The sequence below is a fragment of the Mycobacterium sp. MUNTM1 genome (assembly GCF_054660795.1).
In genome coordinates this window covers 72025-89932 of record NZ_BAAGDE010000015.1, presented here as the reverse complement: position 1 = coordinate 89932, position 17908 = coordinate 72025, and the positions used below count along the sequence as shown (strand labels likewise).

Annotated in this window: 18 protein-coding genes; 4 read left to right on the top strand and 14 right to left on the bottom strand. The window is 66.2% G+C overall.

Going from position 1 to position 17908, the window contains the following annotated elements; genetic code table 11:
• The first annotated feature begins 27 nt into the window (after positions 1–27).
• The gene (locus ACYQ8K_RS11310; protein WP_459968869.1) at positions 28–711 is read left to right on the top strand and encodes a DUF998 domain-containing protein; all 684 of its coding nucleotides are present in this window, start codon (positions 28–30) and stop codon (positions 709–711) included.
• Here the strand turns inward: ACYQ8K_RS11310 and ACYQ8K_RS11305 are convergent.
• The 9 genes from ACYQ8K_RS11305 to ACYQ8K_RS11265 form a co-directional block, all read right to left on the bottom strand.
• A complete protein-coding gene (locus tag ACYQ8K_RS11305; protein WP_459968925.1) occupies positions 656–1357 on the bottom strand; it encodes an ABC transporter permease in 702 nt (233 codons plus the stop codon). The genes ACYQ8K_RS11310 and ACYQ8K_RS11305 overlap by 56 nt on opposite strands.
• Positions 1358–1428: 71 nt before the next feature.
• Complete coding sequence (locus ACYQ8K_RS11300; RefSeq protein WP_459968867.1) at positions 1429–2394, bottom strand: aliphatic sulfonate ABC transporter substrate-binding protein; 966 nt, start codon at positions 2392–2394, stop codon at positions 1429–1431.
• Positions 2391–3176: an ABC transporter ATP-binding protein gene (locus ACYQ8K_RS11295; RefSeq protein ID WP_459968923.1), complete on the bottom strand. Its 786-nt coding sequence runs from the start codon at positions 3174–3176 to the stop codon at positions 2391–2393. Before ACYQ8K_RS11295 ends, ACYQ8K_RS11300 begins: the two co-directional genes overlap by 4 nt.
• A gap of 95 nt (positions 3177–3271) precedes the next feature.
• Positions 3272–4387 (bottom strand): ABC transporter substrate-binding protein, encoded by a 1116-nt coding sequence (locus ACYQ8K_RS11290; RefSeq protein WP_459968865.1) that lies wholly within the window; start codon positions 4385–4387, stop codon positions 3272–3274.
• Positions 4388–4403: 16 nt separating this feature from the next.
• The gene (locus ACYQ8K_RS11285; RefSeq protein ID WP_459968863.1) at positions 4404–5192 is read right to left on the bottom strand and encodes an ABC transporter ATP-binding protein; all 789 of its coding nucleotides are present in this window, start codon (positions 5190–5192) and stop codon (positions 4404–4406) included.
• Positions 5189–6013 carry an ABC transporter permease gene (locus ACYQ8K_RS11280; RefSeq protein ID WP_459968861.1) on the bottom strand — a complete coding sequence of 275 codons (825 nt, stop codon included), beginning with the start codon at positions 6011–6013 and terminating at the stop codon, positions 5189–5191. The genes ACYQ8K_RS11285 and ACYQ8K_RS11280 overlap by 4 nt, the downstream gene beginning before the upstream one ends.
• A complete protein-coding gene (locus ACYQ8K_RS11275; protein WP_459968859.1) occupies positions 6010–6837 on the bottom strand; it encodes an ABC transporter ATP-binding protein in 828 nt (275 codons plus the stop codon). Before ACYQ8K_RS11275 ends, ACYQ8K_RS11280 begins: the two co-directional genes overlap by 4 nt.
• Positions 6834–7703 carry an ABC transporter permease gene (locus ACYQ8K_RS11270; RefSeq protein WP_459968857.1) on the bottom strand — a complete coding sequence of 290 codons (870 nt, stop codon included), beginning with the start codon at positions 7701–7703 and terminating at the stop codon, positions 6834–6836. The genes ACYQ8K_RS11275 and ACYQ8K_RS11270 overlap by 4 nt, the downstream gene beginning before the upstream one ends.
• A gap of 239 nt (positions 7704–7942) precedes the next feature.
• The gene (locus ACYQ8K_RS11265; protein ID WP_065029583.1) at positions 7943–8224 is read right to left on the bottom strand and encodes a hypothetical protein; all 282 of its coding nucleotides are present in this window, start codon (positions 8222–8224) and stop codon (positions 7943–7945) included.
• Between the two features lie 244 nt (positions 8225–8468).
• On the opposite strand from ACYQ8K_RS11265, the gene ACYQ8K_RS11260 reads away from it, so the two are divergent.
• Complete coding sequence (locus ACYQ8K_RS11260; protein WP_459968855.1) at positions 8469–9683, top strand: MFS transporter; 1215 nt, start codon at positions 8469–8471, stop codon at positions 9681–9683.
• A 23-nt stretch (positions 9684–9706) separates the two neighbouring features.
• Here the strand turns inward: ACYQ8K_RS11260 and ACYQ8K_RS11255 are convergent, their stop codons facing one another.
• Both ACYQ8K_RS11255 and ACYQ8K_RS11250 read right to left on the bottom strand, forming a co-directional pair.
• Positions 9707–10744, bottom strand: a complete 1038-nt coding sequence (locus ACYQ8K_RS11255) for an LLM class F420-dependent oxidoreductase (RefSeq protein WP_459968853.1) — start codon at positions 10742–10744, stop codon at positions 9707–9709.
• Between the two features lie 11 nt (positions 10745–10755).
• Positions 10756–11178: a nuclear transport factor 2 family protein gene (locus ACYQ8K_RS11250; RefSeq protein ID WP_459968851.1), complete on the bottom strand. Its 423-nt coding sequence runs from the start codon at positions 11176–11178 to the stop codon at positions 10756–10758.
• 121 nt (positions 11179–11299) lie between these two features.
• Here ACYQ8K_RS11250 and ACYQ8K_RS11245 point away from each other — a divergent pair, with 121 nt between their 5' ends.
• Complete coding sequence (locus tag ACYQ8K_RS11245) at positions 11300–11905, top strand: PadR family transcriptional regulator (RefSeq protein ID WP_459968849.1); 606 nt, start codon at positions 11300–11302, stop codon at positions 11903–11905.
• Here ACYQ8K_RS11245 and ACYQ8K_RS11240 read toward each other — a convergent pair.
• The 3 genes from ACYQ8K_RS11240 to ACYQ8K_RS11230 form a co-directional block, all read right to left on the bottom strand.
• Complete coding sequence (locus ACYQ8K_RS11240; RefSeq protein WP_459968847.1) at positions 11892–14861, bottom strand: aminotransferase class I/II-fold pyridoxal phosphate-dependent enzyme; 2970 nt, start codon at positions 14859–14861, stop codon at positions 11892–11894. The two genes, ACYQ8K_RS11245 and ACYQ8K_RS11240, sit on opposite strands and share 14 nt — an antisense overlap.
• A gap of 138 nt (positions 14862–14999) precedes the next feature.
• Positions 15000–15890, bottom strand: coding sequence for an SAM-dependent methyltransferase (locus ACYQ8K_RS11235; RefSeq protein ID WP_459968846.1), 891 nt, complete (start codon positions 15888–15890; stop codon positions 15000–15002).
• Between the two features lie 99 nt (positions 15891–15989).
• Positions 15990–17042: a ketopantoate reductase family protein gene (locus ACYQ8K_RS11230; RefSeq protein WP_459968844.1), complete on the bottom strand. Its 1053-nt coding sequence runs from the start codon at positions 17040–17042 to the stop codon at positions 15990–15992.
• 93 nt (positions 17043–17135) lie between these two features.
• Between ACYQ8K_RS11230 and ACYQ8K_RS11225 the strand changes: the two genes are divergently transcribed.
• Positions 17136–17891 (top strand): haloacid dehalogenase type II, encoded by a 756-nt coding sequence (locus tag ACYQ8K_RS11225; protein WP_459968842.1) that lies wholly within the window; start codon positions 17136–17138, stop codon positions 17889–17891.
• Positions 17892–17908: the final 17 nt, after the last annotated feature.

The following is a 17908-nucleotide window of genomic DNA, read 5'->3' as shown; positions in this document are numbered from 1 at the left end:
GCCCCACGTGAAAGCATGACGGCGAAGATGAAGCAACGTAACTCGGCCAGCACGCGCGGCGCAGCCCTGTGGATCGTGGCGGCCGTCGGTTACCTGGTACTGGAGGCGCTGGCCGCCGCGGCCTTCGAGCCGGCCTACAGCTACGCACGCAACTACATCAGCGATCTCGGCCTTCCCCGCGGCACGCCGGTGCAGGGCCGTTCGATCCACTCGCCCCGCGCCTACTTGATGCATGCGGCGTTCTACCTGCAGGGCATCCTCTTCCTTGTCGGGGCATCACTGATCGTAGGTGTTCCCGACAACCGAAGGGCCCGACTGTTTTTGGGTACCGTCGCGGCAAATGCCCTGGGCAATGTCGTGATCGGGACAGTGCACAGCGGCACGGTACACATCGTCGGCGCCCTGCTGGCCATCGTGGGGGGCAACGCCGCGATCTTGGTGGGGTCCGGTGTCATCGGGCCGCTTACCGCCTGGCGCCGGTATCGCGGACTATCCAAAGCGATTGCGGCCCTGGGCCTGTCGTGTCTTGCCATGCTGATGATCAAATCGGCGACGGCAACGACGTACCTGCTGTCCGACGGCGCATGGGAACGCGGGAGCGTGTACTCGATCACCGTCTGGCAGTTGATCACCGCCGCTTGTCTGCTGACACGGACTACCCGCGGCGCCGCACGATCCGGGTCTCGAGGGCGCCCAGGGCCCCGTCGGTGAGCTTGCCCAAACCGGCCAGCAGCACGATGGCCAGCAGCATCACGTCGGTGCGGCCACTGTTTTGACTATCGATGAGAAGAAACCCGAGCCCCCTCGAGGATGCGATCAGCTCGGCCGCGACCACGAAGAGCCACGCGTTCGCCAGGCCCAGCCGCAGACCGTTCACCAGCTCGGGCGCCGCGGCCGGCAGCATCACCGACGTCAACAGCGAGGCACCGTGTCGCCCGTAGGCTCGCCCGACCTCCAGCAGGTGGGGGTCGATGTGAGCAAGCGCAGATGCCGTCGTCGTATAGACGGGGAAGAACGCGCCGATGGCCACCATCAGGATCTTCGGGGTCTCATCGATACCAAACCATAAGAGCAGCAACGGAACCCACGCCAAGGACGGCACGGTGCGAAACGCCGCGAGGGTCGGCGCGAGCAGCCTCCGCACCGTGACCGAGAGCCCGACGAGGGAGCCCAGCGTCAGGGCGACGCCGGCCCCGGCCAAGTAACCGATTAACACCCGCGAACCACTGGCCTTCAGGTGAGTCCACAGTTCGCCGTGCCGAAGCAGGCCGCCCAGCGCGGACACCACGTCGCCGGGAGGCGGCAGCTGGCTGGGGGCGAAAAACCCGGTGACCGCCGTCGCCAGCTGCCAGATCACCAGCAGCAGCACGGGGACGATCAGTCCCACCAGCACGAGCGGCAACCTGGCCAGCCGCCCCGCCTTCGGCGTCAGTGAACTTGCTGCGCGTACTTCGGCTCGAACAGTGTGCTCAGGGCGGCGCGGCCGGCGTCGTCGGATTTGATATCGCCATCCGCTACTGCCAGCGGCTCGACCCTGGTCAGCACCGCTCGCAGCCAGTCCCCCGGCACCGGGTCGATGTCCAACGCCGTTCGCTGCAGCTCCTCTTGCGCCACGCTCAGCGTCACTTTCGCCTGCGAGGCTAGCAATGCCGCCAGCTCGGCTGGGTGCGTCTTTGCCCACTTCCGGGCCTCCTCATAGGTGTTGACCACCAACTGAACGGAATCCGGATGGGCGGCAATGAAATCCTCGCGGGCGTTCAAGACACCGCCGGAATTGAAGTCCGGGTTGTGGTAGATGATGCGGGATCCCTGTTGTTGGATCGTCTCCGCCATGAAGGGGTCGAGTCCGGACCACGCGTCGACATCGCCGCGCTCGAGGGCGGTCTTGCCATCGGCGTGCTGCAAATTGACGATCTCGATGTCAGCGGATGAAAGCCCCGCTGTCGCAAGCGATTGCAATAGGAAGAAGTAGGGATCCGTGCCCTTGGTGACGGCGACTTTTTTGCCCTTCAAGTCGGCCACCGAGTTGATCGGCGAGTTCTTGGCGACAACGAGGGCCGTCCACTCCCCCCTGGCGTACACGTCGACGACCTTGATCGGTGTGCCGTTGGCCCGCGCCAACAAGGCGGGAGAACCGCCGGTGGAGCCGAAGTCCAAGGCCTTTGACCGCAGTCCCTCGTTGGCCTTGTTACTGCCCTGCGACAGCACCCAAGTGACGTTGTAGCCCTGCTTTTCAAGCAAGTGCTGATCGCGTATCACCAGGCTCAGCGGGTTGTAGTAGGCGTAATCCAGGTGGAGCTCCTTCGACGTCGCCGTGCCGTTGCTCGACCCGCACGCAGACACCGCGGTGACCGCCGCGATGACGGCGAGCGTCGTCAAATACCGCCTTTTCACGAAATTTCCGCCTCCTCATCGACAGCGGACCGCAGGCTGTCACTGCTGCGTCGCGGGACGCCAAGTTCTTCCAGCAACTGATCACGCAGCGCGGTGACACGCGGGTCGCCGCGGTCGCGTGGCTTGGGAATCGGGATGTCGAATTCCGCGACGATGCCGGCGCCGCCGGTCGCCTCGGCGCGCAGGATCAGCACCCGGTCCGCCAGAATCACCGCCTCGTCCACGTCGTGCGTCACCAGCACCGTCGTGGTGCCGGCCTCTTGCTGCACCGTGTCGAGCAGGTCCTGCATCCGCAGCCGGGTCAGCGCATCGAGGGCGGCCAGCGGCTCGTCGAGCAGCAGAACGCTGGGGCGCCGGGCCAGGGCCCGGGCCAGGCCCGCGCGTTGCGCCATGCCGCCGGACACTTGCCGCGGATAATGATCGCGGAATTTGGTCAAACCCACGACGTCCAGCCAGTGCTGCACTGCCGCAGAGCCTTTCGACCGGCCGGTACCCGGGGCCAGGCCGAATTCGACGTTGGCCGACAGCGACCGCCAGGGCAGTAGGCGGGGTTCCTGGAACACCACGGCGCAGCGCGGGTCGATCCCCCGGACGGACTCGCCATCGATCTCGATCCGTCCACCACTGGGAAGGTCCAGGCCGGCGATCAGCCGCAACAGCGTCGATTTGCCGCTGCCCGATGACCCCAGCAGGGCGACGACCTCGCCGGGCTCGATCTCGACGTCGACGTCGTGCAGCACGGTGTGCGTTCCGAACGTGCGATTGACGCCGCGAAGTGACACACGTGCCGGCGCGGGATTGGTCGTCGTCACCCGGGCAGCCTAGGAACGTCCCCGGCCGGCCGCCAGGTTTGGGTTGATCATGATTCGAATGCGTCCTATTGCGCCCGAACGAATCCCGCGCCTACCGCCGGGTTGGCCCCCGCGTCGCGCAGCACCGCGGTTGCGGCATCTGGCTGGACCGCTCCATCGGGCAACGCGGCAGCCGGTATCGCCTTGATGCGGTAGAGGAAGTCGGTGGCGGTCTTGATCAGGTCGGCGCTCTCACCGGTGGGTGCAAAAGGAAGGCGTAACCGAATGCCTTCGGCGCTGCCGCCTTGGTCGACGGGCCACCTGCGGTAGAGCGAGTCGTGCAGGTCGGCCGCCGAATAGCCCTCCGTTTGGCTCTGGGCTATCCGCACGATCTCGTCCGCGTTGGCCGGGTCGGCGAGGTAGCGCTGTGCGTCGAGCTCCGCTTTCAACCAGCTCTTGGCGATGTCGGGATGCTTGTCGGTGAACTCCTTGTCCATCACCAGGAAGCCACCGTCGCGCTGATCGTTGAGCGCGCCACTCGCAACGCGTTTGGCCAGCCCGGCGTTGATCAATTTCGACGGCACCGGTTCCCAGACGATGGCGGCATCGATGGTGTGGTTCTGAAAACTGGAGGTGATCACCTCGATGCTCTGGTTGAGGTAGGCGGCGGGCTTGATCCCCAAGGCACCGAAGGTGGCCTGAGCGATGCGGTCGGTGCAACTGCCCTGCGGAGTGGCGACGGTCTTGCCGTTGAACCAGGCGAGCGCGTCACGTTGGTTGGCGAAACTCGGTGCGTCCGGCCGCACCAGGAACACGCCGCACTGGTCCTCCGAAAGCCCCAGCGTCGCAACGATTCGCAGGTCTCGGTTGCTTCTCTTGCTCACGCCGACGATGGACGGCATGTCACCCACGTAGCCGATCTGTTGCTTGCCGGCCAGTAACTGGCTCACCACGATCGAGCCCTGCAGGCCGACCTGAAAGTCCACCGTCGAGCCGCTCGGCAGGTATTTCTTCCAGAATTCCTTGCCCCGCATCACCACACCGGACCACGCCTCGGTGTAGTAGGGCTGGTAGCCGACGGTGAGGTGCACCGCCCCACCGCTGGAGACGATGTCGTTTCCGCCGATGTGGCCGACCGCGGCGCAGCCGACGGCGGTCAGCACCGTGGTCAGGGCAACAGCGAGGGTGTTTTTCAGTCGCATGCGCGTCTTTCTCTCGTCAGCGGTGCCGAGCAAGCGGGGCTCGCAGCAGGTCCATGGCGCGGTGTTTGATGTCTTGCAGGCGATCGTCATTCAGCAGATCCATCCGCTGCCGGGGGCGGGGCCGCCGGATCGCGAACTCCTCGCGTGGCCGGGCGGGACGTCCCGTCATCACCAGCAAGCGGTCCGCGAGCAGCAGCGCCTCATCGACATCCGTCGTGATGAACAGGACGGTGCGCTGTTGTTCGGCAAGGAGTTCGGCCGTGTACTCCTGCATCAGCTCGCGGGTCATGGCGTCCAGACCCCGAAACGGCTCGTCGAGTATCAGCACGGCGGGTTCATTGATCAACGCTCGAGCCAACTCGACGCGGCGCCGCATCCCGCCGGAAAGCTCTGCGGGATAGCGATTGCCGAAGTCGGCGAGCCCTACGCGTGCCAGGACGGCGTCCGCCCGTTGCCGCGCCACAACCCTGTCCTCACCGCGCGCACGCGGCCCGAACATGACGTTTTCGGCGGTCGTCAGCCACGGCATCAGTGCGTTCTCTTGGAAGAGCAGCAGTCGATCGGCCGAGGGTCCCCCGGCCTCCTTGCCGTCGACGGCGATGCGTCCGCTCGTCGGACGGTAATACCCGGCCAGTAGGTAACCGATGGTCGTCTTGCCGCCGCCCGACGGTCCGATCATGGCCACGATCTCGCCGGGCGCCACGCTGAACGAGCAGTCGTCGACGACGTGGACGTCCTCGCGACCCTTGCGGATGTGCAAGGAGACGCGATCGAATACGACCGCACCGGCCCGACTGCCTGTCATGCCGCCACGCGCCGCCACGGCATGAGTCGATCTCCCAGCGCCCGCACCAGGCCGCTCGACAGGTAGCCTGCGATACCGAGGCTGATCATCGCCACGACGACCCGCGGTAAGTTGTTGCCCTCATAGGCATTCCACACCAGAAAGCCCAGGCCGCCGTCGCCGGACTGCTGGCCGCCGCCCGAGATCAACTCCGCGGCGACGACGACCTCCCACGTGATACCCATGCCGACGGCCGCACCCGTCACCAGGGACGGCAGCAGCGCGGGGAGCAGCACCCGCCGGAAGACGTACGCCCGGCTCGCGCCCATTGACCGCGCGGCCAGCACGTGCCTGCGGTCGATTTGTTCGGCTCCACCGACGGTGTTCAGCACGATCGGAAACAGTGCGCCGAGAAAGGTCACGAAAGTGATGGACAGCTCCTGAGTCGGCCAGAAGATGATGGCGATCGGCACCCAGGCCAACGGCGGTATCGGCCTTAGCGATTCGAATACCGGAAACACCACGCGGTAAAACCATGGGCGGGTCGCCATGAGCAGCCCCAACGTTCCACCCACCAGCAGCGCCACGGCGAAGCCGGCCAACACTCGCTGAAAGGACAGCGACCAGCTGTTCCAATAGCCCGGCCTGGCAATGAGTTTCATGAAGTCGACGGCTACCGCCGAGGGCGGGGGCAGCTGCCCCACCACGGGCACATCGACGCCGGTCCAGCCGCCCAGCCGGGTGGCCAGCTCCCAGACGCCGGCGAACACGACGATGCCCGTCACTCCGCGCCTCAGGCCTGAGGTGTCCGCAGACTCCGGGCGCCGCAAGAGCGTTGTCATTGCGCCATCTCCCGCTCGCCGGCGTCGAACGCACGCCTAGCTTCGTCACGGACCGCCTCGGAGACCTCAGCGACGAGTTCACGAAAGTAGGGCGCGGTGATCAAGTCGCGGTTCCGTGGCCGATCGAGGTCCACATCCAGCGTGGCCTTGGCCCGGCCGGGCCGGGTCGTCATGACGGTGACACGGCCGCCCAGGTAGACCGCTTCCTCGATATCGTGGGTGATGAAAAGCACTGTGACCGCGGACTTATCGTAGATCTGCAGCAGCGCATCGTGCATCGCGGATCGCGAGATCGCGTCCATGCCCCGGAACGGCTCATCGAGCAGCAGCACTGACGGCTCCATGACGAGCGCGCGCAGAATCTCGACGCGGCGTTGGACGCCGCTGGACAGCTCGCCGGGATAGCTGCGCGCCACATCACCCAGGCCGACGTCGTGCAGGCGCTCGACCGCGATCTCCGCCGCGTCGCGACGGCTCAGGCGCCGCTGCGCCACCAGGCCGTAGCTGACGTTCTCGGCGACCGTGAGCCAGGGGAACAAGGTGCTGTCCTGGAAGACCACCACCCGGTCCGGGCCTATCGCGGCGGTGGGCCGGGTTGGGCCGCACAGCAATTGACCGTCGAGCTCGATGTGGCCCGAGCTGATGTCGGTGAATCCGGCGACGGCTCCCAGCAGTGTGCTCTTTCCGCATCCCGATGGCCCGACGATGACGTGGAGTTCGCCCGCGGCGATGTCGAGGCTGAAATTCTCCACCGCTACCACCGGGGTGCCCGTCGTCCGGTACACCTTGCCGACGGCCTTCAGGGCGAGGGTTCCCCCGCTCATGATCCGATGCTCCGCGCCCGGTACGCCATCAGCCGGTCACCGAGCAGGCGGATCAACGCGCTGCTGGCAAAGCCGATCACGCCGAGCGTGATCATCGCGATCACGATCGTCGGGTAGCGGGTGGTCGTGTACGAGGCGTTGATGAGGTAACCGAGGCCGAACTGGCCGGCGATCATCTCCCCCGCGACCAACGAGAACCACGCGACACCCATTCCGATCTGCAGGCCGGTGAAGATGTAGGGCAGCGATCCCGGGATCACCACGGTGCGGAGCACGTGACGCGGGCCGGCGCCCAGGCACCGCGCCGCCCTGATCAGGTTCGGGTCGATGGAATGAACCCCGAGCAATGTGTTCAGCGTCACCGCGTAGAACGCGGCCAGATACGTGAGAAAGATGACCGAGCCCTCCCTGCTGTGAAACATCAGCATTGCCAAGGGAACCCACGCGAGGATGGGGATGGGCCGGATCAATTCGAAGACGGGAAACGCGTATTGACGGAACCGCGACGACCACCCCAGCAGCAGGCCGAGGGGGATCCCGGTGATCAATGCCGCGGCGAACGCGAGGGCGACGCGCCGAACGCTTGCCCAGATGTGCTCGTAGTAGGACGCGGTGAAGATCGATGTGCCGTAGGCGGGATTCGGGCTGAGCCACTCCCGGATCACCTCGGTCGGACCGGGAAGGCCACGAAACCTCGGTAAAGCCAGGACGTCGACGCTCAGATACCAACCGCCGACGAACAGGGCGAAACCGATCAGCGCCAGCGGATATGCGGGCGACAGGATCCGGCGGCGTTTCGGCGGTGGCGCGGTGGCGGTGTCCCGCACGGCGGTCAGGGAAATCGACTCGGTAGAAAGGGCGCTCACGAGCTACCTTTCTAGGAGGACAGAGGCCCCGCGGCGGGAGTCAGCAGCGAGTGACTCGATCGGGCCGCAGGGGCATGCTGGGACAAACCGGTGTCATCATTTCCGCACCGCTGCCGCGGTGCAAGAATATGGATCGCCTTGACCCGAAGTGCGCCATCGCAGGAGCGGTCCCCGACGCGTGCGGGACGCAGACAGCCGGCTCCCGAGCGGGAACCGGCTGTCGTGGTCGGCAGTCGCCGTCAGCCGTGTGGCGCCTCGGAGATCTTGGTGTCGGGCTTGCCGAGCGTCTGGCAGTAGGTCATCGCCGAGAGCCGCGTCGCGGAAATCTCCACATTCGTCGGGTCGGTACCGCTCTTGTCTTTCAGCATCTTGCTGACTTCGTCGTTCTGCTTCTTCTCGTCCTGCGTGGTGAAATCCTTGCACTTGGTGTCGCCGCCGGTGTTGATGACCTGTGAGGCCGAACACGCGCTGGACAGCAAGACGGAGACCGCGATCGTGGCTGCCGCAATGTACTTCATCATTTGCCTTCCTGGGTGCGAGTAGTGGTATCAGTACACCAAATCGCCTGATTTCAAACCCGAAGTGACGCCCGAACCGGGCTCCACCGTGTTTGCAGGCGCGCATCAAACGGTGAAATTCGGATGACGCCGGGGTGCCTGAAGCGGTGTGATCGCGTCGAGCGGGAATAACTGGCCCTGTGACGTCGCGTTCTACCACCGTCGGTCGGCCGCGCACGCACTTCGGCTTTGGGAGGGGAGCAGGTCCGTGACCTCGTCGAATGTGCGCATCGGCAGTGCCGGGTCGACACGCGGGCCGGCGGGGACCCCGGCGCTGTTCGTCAGCGTGTTGGCGCTGCTGCTGGCCACCGGGTGGGTCGCCAACCACTTCGTCGGGTTGATGCCGGTGATCAGCGACACCGAGCACCTCGGCACGGCAACGCTCGACGGGATCTTCGGCATCTACGCGCTGGGGCTGCTGCCCGGGTTGCTCGTCGGCGGACGCGCGTCGGACGCGCTCGGGCGCCGGTCCGTGGCGCTGGCGGGTTCGTCGGCCGCCCTGCTGGGGACGGCGGTGATGCTGCTGTCCCAGCACACCGGCGCTTTGCTGCTGGGTCGCCTGATCGTCGGGATCGGTGTGGGCCTGGCCATCAGCTCGTGCACCGCATGGGCCTCGGATCTGAGAGGCCCGGCGGGCGCCGCGACCGCCGGAGCGGTGCTGACGGCCGGCTTCGCCCTCGGACCCTTCGCCGGGGGGTTCATCGTGTTGGCCGGACGATCCGGCATCCGGGTGTCGTTCGGTGTCGCCGCCGCCATCGTCGTGCTGGCAACGTTGGCCGTCGCCGGCGCGGCCCGGCGCACCGACGCGACCGCGACTCCGACTGCGACGCACGACGACTCGCCTCGGGCGGCACCGGAGGTCAACGGATTTAGCCGGGCCCTGAGTTGGGCAATGCCGCTCGCGCCGTGGGTATACGCCTCGGCGACACTGGGTTTCGTCACCATCCCCACCCGGTTGCACACCGCGCTTGCGGCGCCGATGGCGGCGGGCACCGCCACCCTGATCGTCAATGGTGTCAGCGGCGTCGTCCAGATACTGGCCCGCGTGCTGCGGTGGGGTCCGCAGGCCGGTACGGCGGGTGCGGTGCTGGCCGCGCTCGGCTACGCGACAGCCGCGCTGGCGCCGCCCGCACTGACCCCGGCCCTGGGCCTGCCGCTGTTGCTTGTCCTCGGCTGCGCGTCGGGGCTGTGCCTGCGTGAGGGTTTGATCGACCTGGAGGCCGCCGCGCCGCCGCACCTGCGCGGCGCGCTGACCGGGGTCTTCTACGTCGTCACCTACTTCGGCTTCGCGCTGCCGCTGGTCCTGGCCACCGTCGGGTCGGTGGCCTCGATGGTGATCCTGTCGGTGATGGCGGTGCTGGCCTCGGCGGCGGCGGTCGCCCGAGGGGTGCGGTTACGACGGGATAGTCACCGGCAGCACTGATCGGCCGGGCTCAGCGGTGGCGATCAAACCAATTGGCGCAGCGTCTCGATCAGCTTGATCCGCTCAGCGGTCGTAGACGCGATGGGCGCCACGTTGAGGGTGGTCACCCCCGCCTCTCGGTAGGCGGCCAGGCGCTCCTTGACGAATTCGCGGCTTCCGATCAGGTTGACGTCTCGCACCAGATCGTCGGGCACGACCTTGGCGGCGCCGTCTTTGTCACCGGCGAGGTAGAGCTCTTGAATCCGGTCGGCCTCGGGGCCGTAGCCGTACTTCGTGGCCAGGGTGTGGTAGAAATTCTTGCCCTTGGCGCCCATCCCACCGATGTACAGCGCCAGGTGCGGTTTGACGAATTCCCTTAGCGGCTCCACGTTTTCGCCGATGGCCAGCACGGGGCCGGCATAGATGTCGAGCTCTCCCAGGCCGGGGTCGCGCTTGGCGCGGCCGGCCGCCAGAGCGTCCCCCCACACGTCCTGCGCCTTTTCGGGCAGATAGAAGATCGGTTGCCAGCCCTCGGCGATCTCGGCCGCCAGTTCGACATTCTTGGGCCCCAGCGCGGCCACCAGAACCGGAATGCGTTCGCGGACGGGCTGATTGATGAGCTTGAGCGGTTTACCCAGCCCGGTGCCCTGGTCGGCGGGCAGCGGGATCGTGTAGTGCTTGCCCTGGTGTTGCAGGGTCTCGCGCCGCCACACCTGACGGCAGATCTCGATGACCTCACGCGTCCGGCTGATCGGTGCGTCGTAGGGAACTCCATGGAAGCCCTCGATGACCTGCGGGCCAGACGCGCCCAGGCCGAGGATGAACCGGCCGTCGGAGACGTAGTCCAGGCCGGCCGCGGTCATCGCGGTCAGGGTGGGCGTCCGGGTGTAGAGCTGCAGGATGCCCGAGGCCAACCCGACGCGTTCGGTGCTCGCGGCCAGGTAGCCCAGCGCGCTCACGGCGTCGAACGAATACGCCTCGGGGACAAAGACAATGTCCAGTCCGGCGCGTTCCAGGTCGGCCACTTCGGCGGCGACGTCCTTGAACCCACCCGCATAATTGATGCTCAGTCCAATCCGCATGGTCATTACTTCTACGCGGTACCGGATTGATTGGCCAATTCGAGCGCCTCCCGTTGGATGCGATCAAACTGGGCGCCCATCGCCTCGGACAGCGCCGTTGCGCCCGACAGGGGCCGCACCATCACCATGAAGTCGTCGATGAGGCCGTCGTCGTTGAAGTGCAGGAAATCGCAACCGGTGATCTTCACCCCCGGTGCCCCGGCTATCCCGGTCTCGAACACGAAGGCGTGATCGCGCCCGCTCGGGTCGTGGATTTCGCGGATGTAGCGGAAGTCCTCGAAGATTCGCAACACGCCGCGCAGGATGGCGGCGGTGATCGGCTTGCCGACGTAGGGCTTGAACGCCACCGGGCTGGTGAAGACCACGGTGTCGGCCAGCATCGCCTGGATGCCCTTCTCGTCGCGCTCTTGGACGGCCTTGCGGAACGGGTGCATTAGCGACCTCGCGTAGTCAACTAGTTGAGTAAGTGGATTCGACGCTAGGGCGCAGGAGGCCGGATGTCCAGAGTGCGATTAATCACTTTGTTGAATAGTCGCACCGTTGTAGCATCGACCGATGTCGCTGCGTGACGCGGTGTTGGCCGCCCTCCTCGAGGGCGAATCGTCCGGATACGACCTGGCGAAAGACTTCGACGCCTCGGTCGCGAACTTCTGGCCGGCCACTCCGCAACAGCTGTATCGCGAACTCGACCGGCTCGCCGAGCAGGGTCTCATCCAGGCCCGGATCGTGCAGCAAGAACGCCGGCCCAACAAGCGCATGTTCTCGTTGACCGACGCCGGGCGTGACGCGATCCGGCAGTTCACGGCGAGGGCGCCGAAGCCGTCGGTCATCCGCGATGAACTGATGGTCAAGCTCCAGGCCGCCGATGCCGGCGACACGCAAGCCGTCCACGCGTTCGTCCTCGAACGCTTGCAATGGTCGACCGCCAAATTGCAACGCTACGAACGACTGCGGGCGCGCATACTCGACGGGCGAGACGAGAAGGAATACTTTACCCAGGCCGACCGAATCGGCCCTTACTTGACGCTGATGCGCGGAATAGCGTTCGAAGAGGAGAACATTCGCTGGGCCAAGCAGGTGCTGCCCATCATCGAGGGTCGCCTGTCGGCCGGGGCTGCGCGCACCGGGCGGTCGCGGCGCCGGACCGCTACCCGCCGGTGAGTGCGTCCGCTCCCACCTCGGGCACACCGTTTCCGCTTGGCGCGACGCTTGCGGTCAGTCCGTCGCCGGGTTGCTGTCGGCCCAGCAGTTCGTCGTGGCCGACCTCGGGGAGGTTGCCGCCTCGGTCGGGGCCGTCGCGCTTCGCCGACTTTTTCTTCGTCGCCTTCACGGGAGCGGATACGGTTTCCGCCAAGCGGTGGCCGTTGGACACCAGGCCGGCGGATTGGCTGACCATTTCGATGGCCTTCTCGGTGTAAACGCGGTAGCCGAAATCCGGTAGATAACCATGGATCTCCGGGGTGTCGAGATCGCGCATGAATTGCAGGATCTCCCGGCTGAACACCTGCCCGGGCACCAGGACCGGAAATCCCGGCGGGTATGGCGTCACGTAGGTCGCCGACACCACGTCGACGCCCGCATCCAGTTTTTCCACGACCTGCTCACCGGTGAGGTATTCGCAGTTGGTGTCGTCGTAGGACAGGTAGAACCCGCGGCGCACATCTCCCTCGGGCGTCGGCTCGGTTCCGCTGTGATCCCGAAACGCGGGATGGAATCCACTGAAATCCGGTAACGGCAAAGACATTTCGGTCAGTCGGAAGACCGCGCGCTCGAAGTGTTCGCGTTCTCCGAGACTCATCTCGGAAATGTTCTGATCCAGCTCGCGGGCGATGTTCACCAACACTTCCACCAGGAACGCAACCGAGCTGCGGGTGGTGCCGATATTGGTCATGAACAACACGCTGTTGCGCGAGGTCTTGTTGATCTGGATTCCATAGCGGTCCATCAGCTGCTGACGCTTGAAGGTGTCGCCGTCATAGCCGGTGAGTCCGATGAACAACGTGATCCGGGACGGATCGAGCACGAACTCGTCTTGATCCCACGCCGCCATCATGTTGCGCAGGCCGGAGCGCAGCGGCTGGGCGATAGCCGATGGCCGGTACTCCTCCGGGATCAGGTCCGATGTGCGCAGGCAACGCATGTACTTGCTCAGCAGGGGATGGTTGTCGATGGCATCGCGCAGCTGCATGGCGTTTTCGATCTGCCGCTGCACCAGCTCGACGCCTTCCAACGCAACCTGCCGGCGACCGAGATCCAGCGATGCGAGTATCTGATAGTTGGGAGACGTCGACGTGTGCGCCATGTAGGCCTCGTGGAACGGCTCGGCGACCTTCTGGTCGAAATCCTGATCGAAGACGTGGATCATAGATCCCTGCCGCAGCGCGGTGAGCGTCTTGTGCGTCGACTGGGTGGCATACACCCGTACCCGGGCCCGGGCGGGATCCGGGTGCAGCCGACGGTTCAGAAGGTCGTCGTCGGAGGTCAGGTCGGCGGACTCGGCGACCAGCTGCTCCTCGTAGCGGCTTATATACTCGGGATCCCGGAGCCGCTCGCGCAACGCCCGCGCGGATGCCATGGCCGTACGGGTCCGGTAGACGGGGTGGAACCGCGCGAAGGCGAACCACGCCTCGTCCCACAAGAAGACCAGATCGGGCTTGATGGCGAGGCACTCCTGCATGACGCGCACTACGTCGTAGACGACCCCGTCGAAGGTGCAGTTGGTCAGCGACATCATCTTGACCCGGTCGAGCTTGCCGGCGCGACGCAGCGCCAACAGCTTCGATTTGATCTCCCGCAGCGGGACCGCGCCGTACATCGAGTACTCGTTGAGCGGATACGCGTCCAGATACACGACATTCGCTCCGGCCAGCATCATCCCGTAGTGATGCGACTGATGGCAGTTGCGGTCGAGCAGCACGATGTCGCCCGGTGCCACCAACGCCTGGGTGACAATCTTGTTCGCCGTGGACGTCCCATTGGTGACGAAGTACGTGTGGCGCGAACCGTAGGCTTGCGACGCGAGCTGCTGCGCCTCGCGCAGGGGGCCCGTCGGCTCGAGCAACGAGTCAAGACCGCCGCACGTCGCCGACGTCTCGGCCATGAACACGTCCAGCCCGTAGAAGCCCACCATGTCCTTGATCCAGTGGGAGTTGACGATCGACTTGCCCTGCGAAATCGGAAGCGCGTGAAAGACCCCCGTCGGCCGATGGCTGTACTGCTTGAGGGCGCTGAAAAACGGTGTCCGGTAGCGCGAGGCCACGCCTTGCAGGATGGACAGGTGCAGCTCGAGCATGCCTTCGCGGGCGTGGAACACCCGGCGGAAGTACTGGCCCAGCCGCCCGGCGATGTCTTCCACCTCGATCTCGGTCATCAGATAGAGGTCCAGCTCGGGCCGCAATTCCGCCAGCGAGAGCGCTAGGATCTGTGCGCGCTCCTCGGGCGACTGGTGATCGTTCAACTCATCCGACACTGCGGTGTCAACGAATTCTGACAGCGCCGAGAGGTCCCGCGTCGACTGGTGGGAAAAGCGCCTGCGGATCACCACCGCCTGCAGGTTGACGTTCAGCCGTGCCGCAATCAGGGCCTCGTCCCCGCTGGACACCACCACGAGCTCGTAGACGAATTCGTCGTCGGGCCGTCGCCATTTACGAACCTCGTTTCGCAGCACCCGCTCCTGCTCCTCGGTCATCTTCTCCACGACGAGCACTTCGAAATACGGCCGGTCGCGCTGTGTCGCGGGTTGATGCTCGAGGAGCTGCCGCGGGTCGGAAGGGAACATGTCCAGCTCGTCGGCACCGGCGTTGTCCACGTCTCCCGAGCGGTAGGACTCCGTGGTCAGTGCCCGGTTGATCTGCCCCACCGCCTGCGCGAACTTGTCATAGCTACCCGCAGCGAAAAGCCTTTGAATGCGCGCGAATTGGGGCGCGCCGGGATATGCCCAGTACGGCTCGAGGGTGCTCAGGCGTGCTAGTAGCTCCTGGCAAGCACTCGCCCATTTGTCCTTGAGCTCTCCGATAGTGGTCGGGCGGGTCAGCCGGTCGGCGGCCTCCTCCAGCCGGCACCACGAGTCGCTGCGGACCTGCCACAGACTGTTGTAAGCGCGCAAGTGTTCTGTCATGGCGGCCCTTTCCCGAGGCGCCGAGACACGTCTGTCCCGATGCGTTGGTCAAGGTTCGCAGAGCCAGTCCGCCGCTTGGTGTCCACAGGACGAACAACGAGCGTCCGTCACATGACAGCCGCAGCGACCGTCTGTCGGTCAGCCTGCTCGGACCGCGGTGAAGAATTTGGTGCGCAGCAACCGGTCGAAGACCACGGGCAGCTCCCGGAAGGGCCGGCCATACACGGTGGCCGCCTTGTCGACCAAATCGACGCCGGTGACCCGCCAACCGCGCTGGGCCAGAAAGTCTTTGGTGTCCGTGCGCGGATCGTCGTACCACAGCTCGGCGACCGGCGGCTGGTCGGCGTCTTGGCTGATGGTGGGGACGTTGTCGGCGAATTCCTGCACCTCACCGGGAGTCGGTCCGAGCTCGGCGGCCAGGTGGCTTCCGACAGCCGACAAGTCGTGCAACTTGTCGAACAGCGCATCTTGGGCTGCCCCAGGCAGATACGGCAGCAAGCCCTCGAGCGCCCATGCCGTCGGCCGGCCGGGGTCGAACCCCGCCGCGATCAGCTCGCCCGCCCAGTCGTCCCGTAAGTCGGTGGCGACGGTGACGCGCCGCGTCGACGGTGTGGCACCCTGGCGGTCGAGGACCTGCTGCTTGAATTCGAGCACTCGCGGTTGGTCGACTTCGAAGAGCGTATGTCCGGCGGGCCATTCCAGCCGGTACGCCCGAGAATCCAGTCCCGCCGCCAGGATCACCGCCTGGCGCGTTCCGGATCGGCCGGCGGCAGCGAAGAACTCATCGAAGAACCGCGTACGCACCCCCACCCACTGCGCGTTGAACGCCGCGGAGCTACTCATGTCCGCACTGTCGACCGCCGCAATCAAATTCGGTTCACCGGCGGCCGCGACGAAACCCGCGGCGAAGTCATCGTTCGCCAGCGGCGGCCGCAGCGCCGCGTCGAGGGCGCGCGCCGCGCAAACGGCCAACGCGGTGAAGCCGACACTCGTGACGATATCCCAGGTGTCGCCGGCACTTCGGGCCACAGCAGCCTCCAATCCCATCATCGAATGAGCCACCGAACTTTCGTTCGCACGGCTAACGATATGCTACGCCGTGCGTCGGCCCGGTGCATTGTGGCCCGATCACGCCCGCGATGCGGGCCCGGCGTCGATTCCCAACACCTGCGCCAGCTGCGCCGCCGTGTAGCGCCCCGGTCCCGCACCCTCGCGCACCGCGAGGCGGACCTCGCGCGCAACCGCGGCATTCAGCGGCGCCGTTATGCCATGGCGGTGTGCGATCCGGGCGATCTCGCCGTTGAAGAAGTCGGTCTCCGCGTTGCCGGTGTTGCGGGTGAACGACTGCCAGGTGGAGTTGCTCGACCCGTTGTCCCACCCGGGAATTGGGCGGATGGCCGGCCCATCGGCACGCACCGCTTTCGACGTCTCGAAGGAGACGAATTCGATTCCCGCATAACGCAACACGGCTTCACCCTCGGCGCGCAACGCGGCCAGGATCTCGCCGGCATCGCTCGCTCCGGCGGTCAACGCCCCGACCCCGTTTCCCAGGTTGCTCAGTAGCTTGTTGTATTTCCAGGGCGCGACGTCGGGCGCGACGCGGGTGCGGATGCCCGCCGCGCTCCACGTCTCGGCGAGGCCGGTCATCAGGTCGGCATCGGCTGCGGTGGTGACCTCCGCGGGCCAGCGGGCGAGGTGGAACTGGCCGGCGACCGGCCATGACCGCACGATCACCTCGCCGGGTTCCAGGTGTACGGCCGGCAACCACACGCAGATGCCGAACACCCGCGCGAAGTAGCGAAGCGCTTTCTCCTCGGCGGCAACACCATTGAGCGCGGTCATCGCGGGGAGCAGTTCGCCCGCGGTGCCGTTCGTGCCCTGCACCGGCCGGTCCACCCACTCCTGCAGGGCCGCGTCGAGTTGCTGCGTTTTCGTCGTGAAGACCAGCATGTCGTGCTCGGTCAGCCGCACCTGCTCCGGCCGCGACGCGACCGAGACCGGTGTGCGGAACGTGCCGTCGGGCGTCTTCAGCGTCAAACCGTCGGACGCGAGCGCCTCGGCATGCCGGCCCCGGGCGACCAGGACCGCGGGAGTTCCGGCGCGCGCCAGCAACCCACCCAGGGTGCCGCCGATGGCGCCGGCACCAACGATCACGTAGCGGCGTACGTCGGAAGCCGGCATTGCCACGCCCTCTCGGTGAAATTGCAATCCTCAACGGCGAGATTACGTGTCGCCGCCCGACCGCGCCGCCGCGCGCGGCGCTAGCCTGAGGAAATGACCGCATACCGCTCGCCCTCGACCGGCCGCGCGGTGCGTGCCGTTCTGTTCGACACCTTCGGAACGGTCGTCGATTGGCACTCCGGGATCGCGGCCTCGGTCGGGCAGTTCGCGCACCGCCACCACCTCAGCCTCGACGCGGGCGCGTTTGCGCTGGAGTGGCGCGGCCGCTACCTTCCCTCGATGGCCGAAGTCCGTTCGGGCCGTCGGGAATTCGTGTCGCTCGATGTCTTGCATCGAGAGAACCTGCTCGCATCGTTCGAAAAGTTCGGCGTCGCCGCGGAGGCACTGCCCGGCGGGGAGGTGAACGACCTGGCCCGGTCGTGGCGCTGGCTGCCACCGTGGCCGGACAGCGTCGAGGGCATCGAGGCCATGAAGCGGCATGTCATCGTCGGGCCACTGTCCAATGGCAACACCGGACTGCTTGTGGAGATGGCGAAATACGCCGGCCTGCCGTGGGACGTGGTCCTCGGTTCCGATGTCAGCAAGGCCTTCAAGCCCGACCCGCGTGCGTACCGGACACCCGCGCAGTTGCTGGGGCTGGACCCCGGTGAAGTGATGCTGGTGGCGGCACACCCCTCCGACCTCGAGGCCGCCCAGACCAGCGGGCTGGCCACCGGTCTCGTCGCCCGGCCAGACGAATACGGGCCGGGCCTGCCATTAGACCCCACGCCCTCGGGCGGCTGGGATGTCTCGGGCGCATCGCTGATCGAATTGGCGGCCTCGCTGTTCGGACCGCCCGGCCAACGATGAGCCCCGTTGCCCCGCGG